This window comes from Rhodococcus sp. G6(2025) (assembly GCF_058628105.1).
Window position 1 is genome coordinate 6917381 of record NZ_CP179750.1, and the last position, 15160, is coordinate 6932540.

At 67.1% G+C, this 15160-nt stretch carries 14 protein-coding genes; 5 read left to right on the top strand and 9 right to left on the bottom strand.

Annotated features, from left to right (window positions below; translation table 11 throughout):
- The first annotated feature begins 29 nt into the window (after window positions 1–29).
- The gene (locus ACLIVD_RS32040; protein WP_491931248.1) at window positions 30–1649 is read left to right on the top strand and encodes a protein kinase domain-containing protein; all 1620 of its coding nucleotides are present in this window, start codon (window positions 30–32) and stop codon (window positions 1647–1649) included.
- Here the strand turns inward: ACLIVD_RS32040 and ACLIVD_RS32045 are convergent.
- The gene (locus ACLIVD_RS32045) at window positions 1627–2061 is read right to left on the bottom strand and encodes a LytR/AlgR family response regulator transcription factor (protein WP_491931249.1); all 435 of its coding nucleotides are present in this window, start codon (window positions 2059–2061) and stop codon (window positions 1627–1629) included. The genes ACLIVD_RS32040 and ACLIVD_RS32045 overlap by 23 nt on opposite strands.
- 54 nt (window positions 2062–2115) lie before the next feature.
- Window positions 2116–3657 carry a GAF domain-containing sensor histidine kinase gene (locus ACLIVD_RS32050; protein WP_491932945.1) on the bottom strand — a complete coding sequence of 514 codons (1542 nt, stop codon included), beginning with the start codon at window positions 3655–3657 and terminating at the stop codon, window positions 2116–2118.
- Window positions 3658–3914: 257 nt separating this feature from the next.
- On the opposite strand from ACLIVD_RS32050, the gene ACLIVD_RS32055 reads away from it, so the two are divergent.
- The gene (locus tag ACLIVD_RS32055; protein WP_280781313.1) at window positions 3915–4148 is read left to right on the top strand and encodes a hypothetical protein; all 234 of its coding nucleotides are present in this window, start codon (window positions 3915–3917) and stop codon (window positions 4146–4148) included.
- Here the strand turns inward: ACLIVD_RS32055 and ACLIVD_RS32060 are convergent.
- The 7 genes from ACLIVD_RS32060 to ACLIVD_RS32090 all read right to left on the bottom strand — a co-directional run bounded on the left by ACLIVD_RS32060 (window position 4145) and on the right by ACLIVD_RS32090 (window position 11208).
- On the bottom strand, window positions 4145–4744 hold the full coding sequence (locus ACLIVD_RS32060; RefSeq protein ID WP_491931250.1) for a hypothetical protein: 600 nt from the start codon (window positions 4742–4744) through the stop codon (window positions 4145–4147). The two genes, ACLIVD_RS32055 and ACLIVD_RS32060, sit on opposite strands and share 4 nt — an antisense overlap.
- Window positions 4745–4763: 19 nt before the next feature.
- Window positions 4764–5426, bottom strand: coding sequence for a TetR/AcrR family transcriptional regulator (locus ACLIVD_RS32065; protein ID WP_283332012.1), 663 nt, complete (start codon window positions 5424–5426; stop codon window positions 4764–4766).
- Between the two features lie 89 nt (window positions 5427–5515).
- Window positions 5516–6658, bottom strand: coding sequence for an acyl-CoA dehydrogenase family protein (locus ACLIVD_RS32070; RefSeq protein WP_283332013.1), 1143 nt, complete (start codon window positions 6656–6658; stop codon window positions 5516–5518).
- An 11-nt stretch (window positions 6659–6669) separates the two neighbouring features.
- Window positions 6670–8349, bottom strand: a complete 1680-nt coding sequence (locus tag ACLIVD_RS32075) for a class I adenylate-forming enzyme family protein (protein WP_491931251.1) — start codon at window positions 8347–8349, stop codon at window positions 6670–6672.
- A 25-nt stretch (window positions 8350–8374) separates the two neighbouring features.
- Window positions 8375–9109, bottom strand: a complete 735-nt coding sequence (locus ACLIVD_RS32080; RefSeq protein WP_491931252.1) for an SDR family NAD(P)-dependent oxidoreductase — start codon at window positions 9107–9109, stop codon at window positions 8375–8377.
- Between the two features lie 29 nt (window positions 9110–9138).
- On the bottom strand, window positions 9139–9933 hold the full coding sequence (locus tag ACLIVD_RS32085) for an enoyl-CoA hydratase-related protein (RefSeq protein WP_283332016.1): 795 nt from the start codon (window positions 9931–9933) through the stop codon (window positions 9139–9141).
- Between the two features lie 123 nt (window positions 9934–10056).
- Window positions 10057–11208 carry an acyl-CoA dehydrogenase family protein gene (locus tag ACLIVD_RS32090; RefSeq protein WP_491931253.1) on the bottom strand — a complete coding sequence of 384 codons (1152 nt, stop codon included), beginning with the start codon at window positions 11206–11208 and terminating at the stop codon, window positions 10057–10059.
- A 141-nt stretch (window positions 11209–11349) separates the two neighbouring features.
- Here ACLIVD_RS32090 and ACLIVD_RS32095 point away from each other — a divergent pair, with 141 nt between their 5' ends.
- The 3 genes from ACLIVD_RS32095 (at window position 11350) to ACLIVD_RS32105 (ending at window position 15156) form a co-directional block, all read left to right on the top strand.
- The gene (locus ACLIVD_RS32095; protein WP_491931254.1) at window positions 11350–12300 is read left to right on the top strand and encodes a hypothetical protein; all 951 of its coding nucleotides are present in this window, start codon (window positions 11350–11352) and stop codon (window positions 12298–12300) included.
- Between the two features lie 314 nt (window positions 12301–12614).
- On the top strand, window positions 12615–13682 hold the full coding sequence (locus ACLIVD_RS32100; protein WP_283332019.1) for a beta-keto acid cleavage family enzyme: 1068 nt from the start codon (window positions 12615–12617) through the stop codon (window positions 13680–13682).
- A gap of 136 nt (window positions 13683–13818) precedes the next feature.
- Entirely contained in the window at window positions 13819–15156 is a 1338-nt protein-coding gene (locus ACLIVD_RS32105; protein ID WP_491931255.1) for an MFS transporter, read from the top strand.
- Window positions 15157–15160: the final 4 nt, after the last annotated feature.

A 15160-nucleotide genomic window follows, 5' to 3' on the forward strand; every position in this document is an offset into this window, starting at 1 on the left:
CTCACGGACGGCGAAACTCGCGGTCGACGATGGCCGAATTCCATCCTCCGGCGACGCGGTCCGATCCGCTCGGGACGATTGCGGTAGAGCTGGCCGCGGCCGGCTTCGACGATGCCCACGAAGTCGGACGTGGCGGTTTCGGAGCGGTCTACCGCTGCCGGCAGCGCTCCCTCGAGCGCACTGTTGCCATCAAGGTGCTCACTGCCGCCGCACTCGACTCGGACAATCTCGACCGATTTCTCCGCGAACAGCACGCCATGGGCAAACTGTCCGGGCATCCCAACATCGTCAGCATCTTCCAGAGCGGCACCACGGAATCGGGCGCACCCTACATCGTGATGCAGTACCACCCGCGCGATTCCCTCAACGCGCTGATCCGCGAGGCGGGCCCACTGAGCTGGCAGGAGTCGCTGCACATCGGGGTCAAGATCGCCGGGGCACTCGAGACGGCACACCGACGAGGCACCCTCCACCGCGACATCAAGCCCGCGAACATCCTGCTCACCGAATACGGGGAGCCTCAACTCACCGACTTCGGCATCGCGCGAATCTCGGGTGGCTTCGAGACCGCCACCGGCCTCATCTCCGGTTCCCCCGCGTTCACCGCACCCGAGGTACTCCAGGGACAGACCCCCACACCGGCGTCGGATCTCTACAGCCTCGGGGCCACGCTGCTGTGCGCGCTCAACGGTCACGCCCCCCGAGCCGAGCAGACGGCCACTCAGGTGCCGCAGACCACCGACGGAACGTTGCCCGGTGCCACGCAGACCGACATACCCGCCGACGTGCGCTCCGCCGTCAACCATGCGATGGCGGGCAACACCGAGGATCGTCCCGCGACCGCCGCCGAGTTCGGGGACGAATTGCGGCGGATCCAACGCCGCCACGGCCTGACCGTCGACGACATGGCCGTGCCCACCGACACCGGCGACGACCACGCCCGCGAACACCCACAGTCGGCTCGGGCACCGGCGAGTTCGGCGAGCGGCCCGGTGACGACCCGCCTGCGCGTGATCCTGGCCGAAGACGACGTCCTGCTCCGCGAGGGTGTGGCGAGCCTGCTCACGCGCTCCGGCTTCGACGTCCTGGAACAGGCGGGCGACGCAACCACACTCCTCGACCTGGTCCGGGAGCGAGCGCCCGACCTGGTGATGGTCGATATCCGGATGCCCCCCACCCACACCACCGAAGGGCTCGACGCGGCCCGGGCGATCCGCGACGAATTCCCCGAAGTCGGCATCCTGGTCCTGTCGGCGCACGCCGACGTCGAACACGCGATGGAGCTACTGGCCAGCGGCCGGGGAATCGGCTACCTGCTCAAGAGCCGGATCACCGACGTGGACGATTTCATCGATACTCTCCAGCGCATCGCCGCGGGGTCGTCCGTCGTCGACCCCGCGCTGGTGCAGGAGTTGGTCTCCGCCCGCAGGCGCAACGACCCGCTCGCCGCACTCAGTGCGCGGGAGCGGGAGGTACTGGCCCTCATGGCGGAAGGACGTTCCAATGCCGGCATCGCCCGCCGGCTGTGGGTCACCGAGGGCACCGTCGAGAAACACGTGCGCAGCATCCTCACCAAACTGAACCTCCCGGAGACCGGCGACGATCACCGACGAGTACTCGCGGTCGTCACCTTCCTCGAGGCCCGCTGACCGGGGCCACCCGCTCCCCTTCGGTTCCGTCACCGGCTTGGAGCACATCCTGGATGGCATCGGACGACAGATCGGACTTCGACACGAAGCCCACCGCGGGGCTCCCGGAGATCAACTCCGCCAGGTCCTGCTCGGCGTGAGTGGAAATCAGGACCACCGCGGCCGGGTGCGCCTCCTCGTGGAGCCGCTCCGCGAGGTCGAATCCGCTCTCCGGTCCGAGTTCGACGTCCACGAGGATGACGTCGGGCTGCAACTCCGTGGCCGACCGGACCGCGTCGGCAGTGTTCGACGCCGTACCGACCACCGTGATGCCCTGCTGCTCGAGCAGTCGGCGGGCAATGTCCAGAAAACGTGGGCTGTCGTCGACGATCACGCACCGTAGACGACCGAATTGCAACACCATGTGGTCCATGGTCGACCCGGTACCTGCCGGTACGCATTCCCGCTAGCAGGTAAATCCTCCCGGTCACTCGCCGGCGACCGGGATGGTGATGTCCAGCGTGGTCCCGTGACCGGGCGGGCTCGTGATCTGCATGTGGCCGCCGAGTGCCTCGACACGGTCCTGTAGTCCGATGAGCCCGGAGCCCGCACCGGACGAGGCACCGCCGACGCCGTCGTCCCCGATCACCAGATGCAGAGCGCCGTCCTCCGCCCGCAGGGACACCTCGACCTCGGAGGCGTGGGCGTGCTTGGCGGCATTGGTGAGCGCCTCGGCGACCACATAGTAGGCGGCCACCTCGACCGATTCGGAGAACCGGCCCTCGATCGCGACATCGAGAGCGACGGGGACTGCGGAACGACGAGCCAGCGTCCGCACCGCCGATCCCAGCCCGCCCTTCGACAGGATCGCCGGATGGATTCCGTGCGAGAGTTCCCGCAGATCCTCCGACACGCCTGTGAGCCCCGACGCGATGGCCGACAGCTGCTCCCGCACGTCCACCCACTCGGCCGGCACCGACGCCTCCGCCAACCGCACCTCGAGTCCCAGCGACACCAGCCGCTGCTGGGCCCCGTCGTGCAGGTCACGTTCCAGGCGACGCCGCGCGTCGTCGGCGGCCGCGACGATCCTGGCCCGCGAGGCGATCAGTTCGGCACGGGTCGCAGCATTGGCGATCGCGGTCGCGACGAGATCGGCGAAGTCACCGAGTCGGGTCTCGGTGTCCGCGGGCAGCGGCTCGGTGCGCCGCGATCCGACGATCGCGGCGCCCCACACCCGTTTGTCCACGACGATCGGGACTCCCACGATCGATCCGAAGCCTTCCGCACGAATGCGGGTGGCAACTGCCCCACCGACGTGTGCGTGGTTGTCGATCCTGGCGCCGTGGCCGGTGCGCAATACGATCGCCCCGACGTCGTCGCCCTCCGTCGAGATCGTGTCTCCGGTGACGGGCATCCGAGTTTCCCTCGGCTCGTATCGAACAGCGACCAATGTCCCGGTTCCGTCTCCCTCGTAGCGAATCAGCACGGCGTCGACCACATGCAGCCAGAGCGCGAGTTCTTCGGCCACCGCCGTGAACACCTCGGAGGGGCTCTCCCCACGGGCCGCCAATGTCGCCACCCGGCGCAGTGCGGCTTGGTGTTCGGCGAGGATCGCGAGTTCGTCCCGGCTCGCCTCCGCCTCCCGGCGGCGCAGAACCGCTTCCGCGGTGCGCAATCTGGCCTGGCCCGCCATGAGGTTGGCCACCAGCGCGACGGGCAGGAACACCACGACGGCTACCCAGTCGCCGGGTTTGGCCGGAAGCAGCGTGCCCTCCACCTGCAGGTGAAAGTAGACGTAGATGACGGCGCTCACCACTGTCGTCAGCACCGACAGCGCGAATCCCCACCGAGCCGAGACCACCAGAACCCCGAGCAGGAACACCGCACCGAAGGCGTTCTGCGGTGCCACCTTGTTCAGCTGATGCACCACAACGGTTTCCACGGTGATCACGGTGGCGGCGACCACGATCCCCAACCACAACGGAGGGGTGGTCGGTCGCACCAGGAGCGATATCAGACGCGCAGGCAGTTGGCGCGCGTCCGAATCGAAAGCCGCCCGGGGGGACGCCGCGCCGCGCCGGGACAGCGCTCCGATTGACCGCCGTGACCACTTTCGCGTCATCGTGCATGCTCGGATCAGTCGTGGGGTTCGCGGACAGACCTCGATGAGCATCATATCGAGCTGCCTGTCCGGTCTCACCCGATCGAGTTCCCGTCACTCGGCTGACACCCGCCGATGTCGCTACGCTGGGCCTAGGCCGATGCAGTAAACCTTGGGAGGAAGCGGTGGTAGCCGTACAGATACAGGTGGGCGATCTGGTGCAGGCGTCCGGTCACGCCGGTCCCTGGCTGGTGGTCGAGCTCAGCAAGGGCATGGCGTCGCTGCAGCATCCCGACGGACATCGGCTCTCGGTTCGGACGACCACCCTGTCCGTGGTGCACAAGGCGACGAGCCCGGCCGGCGAGGTCGAACCGGCCGACCGGGAACAGCCGGGAGAGGCCCCCACCCTCTTCGACTAGTCGACGATGGTGGTGACGATCGAGGTGACAGCCGGGGTCCGCGGCGTCGAGCCGAACCCGAAGCGGACGGGCGGATGCACGGGCCGCAGCGGGCCGAGGTCCCGGCCGCGCCAGGATGCGGACATTCCCACCAGCCGCCGCTGATCGACGGCGCCGTAGTACTCGCGACGCCCGTTGCCTGCGGTGCCACGGGTGCGCACACCACGGAGAGCGGCGCGGGCGATCGGGTCGCTGACCACACAGAACCACGGTGCACTCGCGACGGCCCGCGGGATCAGGTTCAGCAGGCGCCCGAGCGCGGTGCGGGCGCCGACCTCGACGCTCACGCGCAGGTCCCCGGCCTCGACTGTCCGAGTGCCACCGGACCGCGAGCGCCGCACAGGCGTGATCACGGTTTCGTCGAAGACGTACGTCGCGGTGACGAAGTCGTGGACCGCGTCCGACGGGGCGAGGAGCACGCGGTGACCGTCGGCGAGTTCGACCATGACATCCGTGAACTCACCGAGCGGCGATCGCGACCAGTGTCCGACGACGATGCGCACGCCCGAACCGGTACCCAGGCCCGTGATCTCCCCGTCGAACCGCCATCTGGTCATCCGGCCAGCGTATGCGCGGTCACTCCGTCAGGTGTCGGTACGCGGCGGCGCTCCGGTCCGACAGCACGGTGCGGAGAATGAATCGTGTTTGCGCCGTGATGTATTGGTCCACCGTGTAGCGGGCAGCGAAGTGCCAGTGCTTGAGCGCCCACCCGTGCGCGAGCATCATCATGTCGAACGTCGTCAGGTCGACGTCGAGATCGCTCGCGATACCCGCGGCAATCGCGGCGTCGAGGGCGTCGTGGAGCGGCTTGGACGTCGCCACCTCGAGTTCCTTGATTCGCTCACGCCCATCCTGGTCGAGTGTCCGACTCTCCCGGTACGTCAGCACGACGGCATCCAGATTCTCGTCGACGATCTCCACATAGCGCCGGAACCCGGCCACCAGCCGCTCGACGGGGTCGGTGCCCGCTGCGTCCATCGCGGGCTCGAGTTGATCGCGGAAGGCGTCGAGGATGTCGACGATCGTGGCGAGGAGGATGTCCTCCTTGCCACCGAAGTACTTGTAGATCAGTCCGACACTCACCTGGGCCTCGTCGGCCAGTGCCTGCATGGACATCTGGTGGAAGCCGGTCCGCTGCATCACCGTGACCGCGGCGTCGAGCACCTGGCGTCGCCTCGAGCTGACGCGGACGGCGCGGACGGCTTCGTCGAGTGAAACGGCGGACGTGTCCTTCGCCATGACAGATGACCTCTCCTTGCTGGCAGAACCTGCGGTGAACGAGTATTCACAGTATCCCGCGCGGGGCCGGAACCGCAGTCCGGCCCGGGTCAGATACCGAGATCCTTCGCCACGATGGTCTTCATGATCTCGGTGGTACCGCCGTAGATCGTCTGGATCCGGGCGTCCACGAACGCGCGCGCCACCGCGTACTCGCGCATGTACCCGTAGCCGCCGTGCAGCTGCAGGCAGCGGTCGGCGACGCGAACCTGCAGTTCGGTGGTCCACCACTTGAGCCGCGCCGCACGGGCCGGGGTCAGCTCTCCGCGTACGTGCTGCCGGATGCAGTCGTCGAGATACGTGCGGGCCAGATCGAGTTCCGTGGCCAGTTCCGCGAGAACGAACTGGGTGTTCTGGAAACCGGCGATCGGCTTTCCGAAGGCGCTGCGTTCCTTCACGTATTCCAGGGTCTGCTCGAGCACGCCCTCGGCGGCCGAGACCGCGCCGACGGACAGTGACAGGCGCTCCTGCGGCAGATTGTGGACGAGCTGATAGAAACCCTGCCCCTCCTCACCGAGGAGGTTGGCGACCGGCACGCACATGTCGGTGAACGTCAGCTCGCTCGTGTCCTGGGCGTGCAGCCCGATCTTCTCGAGGTTGCGGCCCCGGGAGAACCCCGGTGTGTCGGATTCGACGACGAGCAGCGAGAGCCCCTTGTGTTTGTCCGCAGACGTGCGCACGGCGACGACGAAGAGCGTGCCGTTCTGACCGTTGGAGATGAACGTCTTGCTGCCGTTCACCACGTAATGGTCGCCGTCGCGCACTGCCGTGGTGCGGATCCCGGTGAGGTCGCTGCCGGTGCCCGGCTCGGTCATCGCGATGCCGAGAATCGTTTCACCGGTGACGGTTCCGGGAAGCCAGCGTGCTTTCTGCTCCTCGGTCGTCATGTCCGTCAGGTATGGCAGCACGACGTCGTTCTGCAGGGAGAACGCGATGCCCGCGGCGGCGGCGCCCGCGCGATTGACCTCGTCGACGACGATCGCGTTGTAGCGGAAGTCCTCGACGCCGGGGCCGCCGTAGGCTTCGGGAACCGGGAAACCGAGCAGCCCCTGCTTACCCGCGTCGGTGAACAGTGCCGGGTCGAGACAGCTTTCACTTTCCCACTGCTCGTGCCGCGGGACGATCCGCTCGCGCACGAAGCTGCGGACACTGTCCCGGAACTGGTGGTGCTCGGACTCGAATTCGATGGTCATGACGGTGTCCTTTACGAACTGAGGGTGTGGGGTCCGCGGGCACTCGGGACCACGAATGCCCCGCTCTCGAATTCCCGGCGCGCGGTATCGGTGGCCTTGTAATGCAACTTCTTTCCCGTCGCCGACACGGGCAGTGACTCCACGAAGCGGTAGGCGCGGGGGCGCTTGAACTGCGACAGCATCGGGTGCCTGCGGCAGAAGTCGTCCAGATCGTCCGCGGACGGGACCGGTGCGGTGGTGACGACGTACGCGACGACGACCTGCCCCCACTTGTCGTCGGGAACCCCGACCACCAGCGAATCCGTGACCGACGGATGTTCGCCCAGTGCTTCCTCGATCTGCACGGGGTGCACGTTCTCGCCGCCGGACAGGAGCATGTCGTCCTTGCGGCCGACGATCGTCACGAACTCCTTGTCGTCCCACGTGGCCAGATCGCCGATGTGGAGCCAGCCGTTCCGGAACTTCCGTTTCTCCTGCTCCGGGGCATCGAAGTAGGCGTTGGCGCCTTTCGGTGAGCGGACGATGACCTCACCGATCTCGGTTCCGTCCTTGGCGACCGTCTCGTGAGCGTCGGCGAGGCGGTCGTCGAACAGCCTGACCACGGCGACGTCGTCGTCGATGCAGGCCCGCCCGGCGGTCCCGGCCATCTCCGGCAGATCGGTGGGCCGGAGGAAGGTATTCCAGAATCCTTCGGTGCTGCCGTACCCGTTGAAGATGCGGGGATTCAGCACCTTCTGATAGTGCAGTGCCGCTTCCCGTTCGAGTGGCGCGCCCATCGTCACGATGCCGTTGAGTGTCGACAGGTCCCGGGGCTTCTCCTCCTGTGCGCGAGCGAGCATCGCCAGGTTGGTCGGGGCACCGATCAGGAACGTCAGCCCGCATTCCTCGACGTAGTCGAGGGTGACCTCGGCGTCGAAGCTGCGCTGCGCCACCAGCGAGGCACCGAGATAGAACGTGGGATTCGGCCCGGCGCAGTACAGTCCGCCGCGGTGGAACCACGGAGTCATGTTCAGTGTCTTGTCTTCCGCTGTCAGCGGGAAGTGCATGATCACGTCGTGGGCGCTGAAGATCTCGATCATGCTGTTCAGCGGAACCCCCTTGGGCATGCCGGTGGTTCCGGACGTGAACAGCCGTGTGGTTTCGTCCCACACCGTGCGACTCACGTCCGGCGGTGAGGCCGACTCGGCCACGAGTTCGTCGAAGCGAATCACCTCGAAACCGTTTCCCGGCAGTGGTTCTCCGGGTCCGACGGCAACGACGAGAGCGGGCTTGTGTGTGGAGCGCGACAAGGCATCCCGCACCATCTCGCCGATCTCGGTGTCGTAGACGAACACCGTGGGGCGGTTCGCGTCGAGGATGACCGCCGTCTCCCCGGACGCGAGCCGGAAGTTCATCGGCGCTCCGACCGCGCCGCAGGCCTGCCCGGCCAGGTACAGCTGGGCGAATTCGGAACCGTTGAACAACTGGTAGGCCACGACATCGCCCGGAGCGACGCCGGCGCGGGCAAGCCCGGTGGCGAGCCGGTCGACGCGATCGCCGAGTTCGGCGTACGTCCAGCTCTCCCCGGTCGACGGGGACTGCATCGCGAGTCGATCGGCATACCGGTGGGTGTTGCGCCGGAAGCCGTTCAGATAGGTGAAATCGTGCTCGAAGTACTGACGATAGGCGTGAGCATCGTATGTGTACGTCATGATGAGTCCTCCGTCCCGGTGCCGGTCAGCCGGCCATGGTGAGGCCACCGCTGACGCTGATCACCTGGCCCGTGATGAACGATGCGGATTCGGACGCGAAGAACAGGACCGGCGCCGCCACTTCCTCCGGGCGGGCGAGCCGCCGGAACGGAATGGCCTTCACCAGAGCCTCTTTGAGCTTCTCCGCCTGCGCCTGGAACAGCGGGGTGTCGGTCGGGCCGGGGCACACGCAGTTGACGTTGATCCCGTACCGGGCCATCTCCCGGGCGAGCGACTTCGACAGCGCGATCACGCCGCCCTTCGCACCGGCGTAGATGCTCTCCCCCGCACTGCCGACACGGCCTGCATCGCTCGCGAGATTGATGACGCGCCCACCGTTACCCGCCTCCACCATGCCGGGAAGGAACGCACTGCACATGTGGACGGGCCCGAGGTAGTTGATGGCGACGACCTTCTCGGCGAATTCGGTCGTGGCGTTGAGGAACTGGTCGGTGCGGTCCCATCCCGCCGCGTTGACGAGGACGTTCGCGACGCCGACCTCGGCCCTCACCCGGTCGCGCAGGGCGTCGACCTGCGCCCGGTCGGCGACGTCGACAGTCATCGGAAAGAGCCGGTCGGGCCGTTCGGCTGCCGTCTTCTCCGCGGCCTGCAGGTCGAGGTCGGCGACGACCACCGTGTCGCCCTGCTCGGCGAGCGCGAGGGCGATGGCCCGGCCGATGCCGGATCCTGCGCCGGTGACCACTGCGATGGTGTTGCTCATGGTTTTTCCCACTTCCCGTGCTGTCGGACTCAGGCGTTCACGTACTTGGTGAAATCGGGCTTGCGCTTCTCCGCGAACGCCGCCGCACCCTCGAGACCCTCGGGCGAGTGCGTGAACAGGTCCAGCGCAGACATTGCGAGGTTGCTCAGTCCGGCCTGGTGATCGGTGTCGGCGTTGAACGACTGCTTCAGGAAACGCAAGGTGGTGGGGCTCTTCTCGGCGATCTCCGCGGCGACGGCCTTGGCCTCGTCGAGCAGTCGGTCGGCGGGGACCACCCAGTTGACCAGGCCCCAGCGTTCGGCGGTGACGGCGTCGTACTGGCGGCAGAGGTACCAGATCTCCCGGGCGCGTTTCTCGCCGACGACTCGCGCCAGGAAGGCGGACCCGAAGCCTGCGTCGAAGGAGCCGACGCGGGGACCTGCCTGGCCGAACTTCGCGGTCTCGGACGCGATGGTGAGGTCGCAGAGCACGTGGAGCACATGTCCCCCGCCGACCGCGATGCCGTTCACCGCCGCGATGACGGGCTTGGGGACGTCGCGGATCAGCTTGTGCAGGTTGCCGATCTCGAACATTCCGCTCTCGGTCGGGCCGTAGTCGCCGGTCTCCGCGCGCTGCTTGACGTCGCCGCCGGTGCAGAACGCCTTCTCCCCCGCACCGGTGAGGATGATCGCCTGCACCGCGTCGTCGGCCCACGCCGAGCGGAAGGCCTTGATCAGCTCCTCGACGGTCTTGCCACGAAAGGCGTTGTAGCGCGCGGGGCGGTTGATCGTCACGACGGCAGCCGGGCCGTCGACCTCGTAGGTGATGTCTTCGTAGTCGGTCACGGTGATTCCTCTCAGGGACTGCGCAATGAGGGCGTGTTCATGAAGTATGAATAGCTATTCGGTGTAAATGAACGTACATTCACACCTGACTGTGTGTCAAGGGTCACTCGACGCTCGGTGGCGCTAGAGGAAAGCGCTGACCCCGGTCTCCGCCCGGCCGATCAGCAGCTTCTGGATCTGACTGGTGCCCTCGTAGAGCGTCATCACCCGCGCGTCACGCATGTACTTGGCGACGGGATACTCGTCGACGTACCCGTACCCCCCGAAGATCTGAATTGCGTTGTTGGCGGCGCGAACCGCGGCCTCGCTGCAGAAGTATTTCGCCTTGGACGCTGCCGTCCCGAACGGTTCACCGCGCTCGATCAGGTCGGCCGCCCGCCAGGTGAGCAGCCTCCCCGCGTCGGCGTCGACGGACATGTCGGCGATCAGGTCCTGCACGAGTTGGAACGAGGCGAGCGGACGGTCGAACTGCGTGCGCTCGCGGGAGTAGTCGACAGCGGCCTCGAGGCAGCCCTGGATGATTCCGACGCAACCCGCGCCCACCGAGACGCGACCCTTGTCCAGCGAGTGCATGGCAATGGAGAAACCCTGCCCCTCGGATCCGAGCAGGCAACTGGCGGGCACGCGCACGTCCGTCAACGACAACTCGGCCGTCGCCTGCCCACGCAGTCCCAGCTTTCCGTGGATCTCGCGCGAGTCGAATCCCGGGGTGTCCGTCGGAACCAGAAGGGCCGAAACCCCTTTGGGCCCCGGACCTCCGGTCCGCGCGAACACCAGGCACAGCTTCGCCCACGTGCCGTTGGTGATGAAGATCTTGGAACCGTTGATGACGTAGTCGTCGCCGCTGCGTACCGCCCTGGTCTTCAGGTTGCCGGGGTCGGAACCGTTGTCCGGCTCGGTGAGCCCGAAACAGGCGAGCGCCTCACCGGACGCGATGCGGGGAAGCCATTCGTGCTTCTGATCCTCGGTGCCGTGCGACAGGATCACTTTGCCCACGAGCCCCATCGACACCGACACGATGCCCCGGACCGCGGAGTCCGCCCGGCCGAGTTCCTCCATGCCGAGGCAGTACGTGATGTAGTCGCCGCCGAGGCCGCCGTACTCCTCCGGAATGGTCATGCCGAAGAAGCCGATATCGGCGAGCTTCTCGACGATCGCGGTGTCGACCGATTCGGCGCGGTCCCACGCAGCGCGGTGTGGGACGACCTCCTTGTTCAAGAAGTCGCGGGCCAGCTGCCGGAACTCCTTCTGCTCCGCGGTCAGTTTCAGGTCCATGGATGCTCCTCGATGCCGTGTTGAATACACGATCACTATTTGTGAGTGACTACTCACTTCAAGTGAAGCTATATTCACTCCGGGGTGTCGTCAACCCCCGAGCACTGGCCCGGTGCCGCATCGGCTGAGTAGGCTCGACTCATGCCGGTCACCTGGTCGGACGAGGTCGATGACGTCATCGGCGGCGATCTGACCTGCGGGTTCGCGTACAGCACGCCCGCAGGCGGGGCCGTGGTGACAGCGGTGGCGCCCCTCGGGCTGCGCGACCGCGAGCGGGGAACGGTCGGTTTCACCACCTCACTGGGGTTCGGCCGCAAGCTCGAACGCATCACCGGCGAGCCCCGGGTCGCGCTCGCCTACCACGCCCGCGAGCACGGGGTCGGCGACTCCACCAATCAGCGCTACGTGCTCGTGCAGGGAGACGCGACGTTCGACCCCACCCCCGACCCGGAACTGCTCGAAGACATCGGCCGGCGCTCGACCCCCTACACGGGCGAGCCACGCCGCGGCGTGTTCTGGGACCGGTGGCTCAGCGCGTACTACGCCGACCGGGTACCGGTGACCGTGACGGTAAGACGAGTAGTCGCCTGGCCCGACCTGCACCTGACCGACCCGCCCGAGGTGTTCGGCGCACCGCTACCCGCCGTCGACGCGGAACCCCAGACCCCGCCGAAGAAGGGCACCGGCCCCCGCGTGGATGCGACCAAGACCGGGGAGCGCGCGGCGAAGCTGTCGCACCGGCTGCTCGCCTACCGTCAGGTGGACGGCTACCCGTCCGTCGTACCGGTCGACGTGAGCTCTGCCAGCAGCGAGGGCGTGCGTCTGACGGTGCCCGCCGGAGTGCCGCAGGGCGGCCGCCGCGCAGGGCTGCTCGCCCACGCCTATCGCGCCGAGCTCGTCGGCCTCGAGTCGCGTCAGAACACCGGCTGGATCGAGGTCACGGGCACCGAGGCGCTGTATGCACCCCATACCCAGGCCGGGTTCGCGGCGCCGCCCAACAAAACCCTCCTGCTCCTCGCCAACGGCTTTCTGGCCCGGCGCGGGCTGGCGAAGGCCCGCAAGGAGGGTCGGACCCAGGCCACGGGCGCCTGATTCAGATCCCGCCGTTGGCGAAGACGACCTGGCCGCTGCCCCAGCACGCCGGGCCTGCGAGGAACGACACGACCTCGGCGATATCGGTTGACACGCCTACCAGCCACCCCAAATGGTCAAGTTTTCTGTCCCCGTTAGTCAAAAATCACTGTCTTGCGCCAGCTATCGTGACATCCATCACCTCAAGTGGTGTGGGCCGGGCAGGTCGCCGGAGATCGAGCATGAGTGGGCCGCTCCGATCTCCGCTGGAAGACGTCACCGGTGGCATCCAGCCGGCCCGTGCCAACCCTCACCCCTCTCGATCGGAGTTCTTCATGCATTTTCACGATGATGCCCTGTTCCCGGAGAACCAGGACAAGCTCGTTATCACTGTCGCGCCGTACGGCCCGGAGTGGGAGGTCGACGACTTCCCCGAGGACCTGCCGTTGTCGATGGACGAGCATGTCCAGCAGGCTGTGGACTGCTTCGAGGCCGGCGCGACCGTGCTGCACATCCACGTCCGCGAGCTCGACGGGAAAGGCTCCAAGCGGCTGTCGAAGTTCAACGAGCTGCTGGGCCGGCTGCGCGAGGCCGTGCCGGAGATGATCCTGCAGATCGGCGGCTCGATCTCCTTCGCCCCCGAGGGCGAGGGTGCGGAGGCGAAGTGGCTCAGCGATGACACCCGTCACATGCTGGCCGAGCTCGATCCGGCGCCGGACCAGGTGACGATCGCGATCAATACCGGCCAGATGAACATCATGGAGTTGATGACCGAGAACGACACGCGGGGAACGTCGTTGGAGCGTCCGGAACTGGTCGAGACCTACCGGGAGATGACTGTCCCGGCCGGCCCGACCTGGGTGGAGGAGCATCTGCGCCGTCTGCAGGCCGCGGGTATTCAGCCGCACTTCCAGCTTGGGAGCATTCCGCAGCTCGAGACCGTGGAGCGGTTGATTCGGCGGGGCTTCTACACGGGCCCGCTCAACATCACGTGGGTGGCGATCGGCGGCGGGCTGGACGGGCCGAACCCGTACAACATGATGGAGTTCATCCGCCGAGTCCCGGACGGCGCCTCGCTCACGCTCGAGACGTTGATGCGCAGCGTGCTGCCGGTGAACACGATGGCGATCGCGATGGGCCTGCACACCCGGTGCGGCAACGAGGACAATCTGTGGGCGCCGCGGGGCGGCAAGATCACTTCGGCGGAACAGGTGCGCCAGTTGGTGCGGGTTGCCGGTGAGCTCGGCCGGGACGTGGCCACCGCCAAGGAGGCCCGCGAGATCTACCGGATCGGTGAGAGCTACGCGGATGCGGACGAGACTCTGGCGCAGGCCGGTTACGCGCCGAATCGCCGGCCGGGGCAGGTCGGATTCACCCACTACGCCCAGCACCAGAACGCGTAGCACCACATCACCAGACGTTGGGGGCATGGTGATTGCCCGTGCCCCCAACGCGCTCCCGGTCCGAAGGACCAGCCGATCGGCCCCGCGCTTTCGACACAATCTCGAACTTCTCGAAACAACCCCAAGGAAGTAGGCCATGGTGCTGCAAGATCAACCTGTCGAGGTCGACACCCCAACTCGCACACCCAGCCGGAAGCGACGGATCTTCCCCTGGGTGGTCTTGGCATTGACCTTCGGCCTACTGCTGTCGGACTACATGTCGCGCCAGGTGCTCAGCGCCGTCTTCCCAATTCTGAAGGCCGAGTGGGACCTGTCCGACTCGCACCTCGCCTCCCTGAACAGCATCGTTGCGTTGATGGTGGGCTTGCTGACCTTTCCTCTCTCGATCTTGGCGGATCGCTGGGGCCGGGTCCGGAGCCTGGTCCTGATGGCCGTGCTGTGGAGCGTCGCGACGCTGCTGTGCGCGATCGCCACCAGCTACGAGCAGATGCTCGGCGCCCGCTTCCTCGTCGGCGTGGGCGAGGCGGCCTATGGCAGTGTCGGTATCGCCGTAGCGCTCACCGTCTTCGCGCCCCGCGTCCACGCGGCCCTCGCCGGCGCATTCATGTCCGGCGGATCGTTCGGTTCGGTGATCGGCGTCGCGATCGGCGGGTTCATCGCGGTCCAATTCGGCTGGCGCTGGTCCTTCGCCGCCATGGCGATCTTCGGCCTGATCCTGGTGGCGCTGTTCCGCGCCCTGGTGTCCGAGGGCAAGCTGGCCCGATATGCCATCGAGGGCCCGCCGACCGCGATCGGCGACCCACACAGGCCCGACGGTTACCGCGCCCCCCTCTCCAGCCTGTTCACCAACCCCGCAGTCGTGTGGACCTACGTGGGCAGCGGACTGCAGATGTTCCCGGCAGCGGTCCTGCTGGCCTGGATGCCGAGTTTCTTCAACCGGTACTACGGCCTGGCCCCAGACAAGGCCGGAGTGGTCGCGTCCGTCTTCGTGTTGCTCATCGGCAGCGGCATGGTGGTCTGCGGTGTCATCACCGACCGGGTCAGCCGCGAGACCCCGGCCACGAAGTGGACCTCGGCGATCATCTACTGCGTCATCGCGATGGGCTGTCTGGGGCTTGGGTTCAGCATGAGCAACGGCCCCGTCCAGCTGGTCCTGATCGGCATCGGCGCTTTCTTCTCGGCGGGCTCCTCCGGCCCTGCCGCCGCGATGGTCGCCAACCTCACGCACACCACCCTCCGCGCCTCCGCGATGGGTGTGGCCACTATCGCGAACAGTCTTCTCGGCCTGGCCCTGGGCCCCTTCGTCATCGGGATCCTGGCGGACCACCTGGGCCTGCTCGACGCACTCAGGCTCTCGCCGCTGGCATACATCCTCGCGGCCTTGGCACTGCTACTGGGACGACGCCTCTTCCCCGCCGGCCTACGCAAGCTCCAGCAGCTGCGGCCGGGCGGCGTCTCGAACATCACCAACTAACTCC

Coding starts and splice junctions, on each gene's coding strand:
- ACLIVD_RS32040 (WP_491931248.1), top strand. CDS start 30: ATGGCCGAATTCCATCCTCCGGCGACGCGGTCCGATCCGCTCGGGACG.
- ACLIVD_RS32045 (WP_491931249.1), bottom strand. CDS start 2,061: ATGGACCACATGGTGTTGCAATTCGGTCGTCTACGGTGCGTGATCGTC.
- ACLIVD_RS32060 (WP_491931250.1), bottom strand. CDS start 4,744: ATGACCAGATGGCGGTTCGACGGGGAGATCACGGGCCTGGGTACCGGT.
- ACLIVD_RS32065 (WP_283332012.1), bottom strand. CDS start 5,426: ATGGCGAAGGACACGTCCGCCGTTTCACTCGACGAAGCCGTCCGCGCC.
- ACLIVD_RS32070 (WP_283332013.1), bottom strand. CDS start 6,658: ATGACCATCGAATTCGAGTCCGAGCACCACCAGTTCCGGGACAGTGTC.
- ACLIVD_RS32075 (WP_491931251.1), bottom strand. CDS start 8,349: ATGACGTACACATACGATGCTCACGCCTATCGTCAGTACTTCGAGCAC.
- ACLIVD_RS32080 (WP_491931252.1), bottom strand. CDS start 9,109: ATGAGCAACACCATCGCAGTGGTCACCGGCGCAGGATCCGGCATCGGC.
- ACLIVD_RS32090 (WP_491931253.1), bottom strand. CDS start 11,208: ATGGACCTGAAACTGACCGCGGAGCAGAAGGAGTTCCGGCAGCTGGCC.
- ACLIVD_RS32095 (WP_491931254.1), top strand. CDS start 11,350: ATGCCGGTCACCTGGTCGGACGAGGTCGATGACGTCATCGGCGGCGAT.
- ACLIVD_RS32100 (WP_283332019.1), top strand. CDS start 12,615: ATGCATTTTCACGATGATGCCCTGTTCCCGGAGAACCAGGACAAGCTC.
- ACLIVD_RS32105 (WP_491931255.1), top strand. CDS start 13,819: ATGGTGCTGCAAGATCAACCTGTCGAGGTCGACACCCCAACTCGCACA.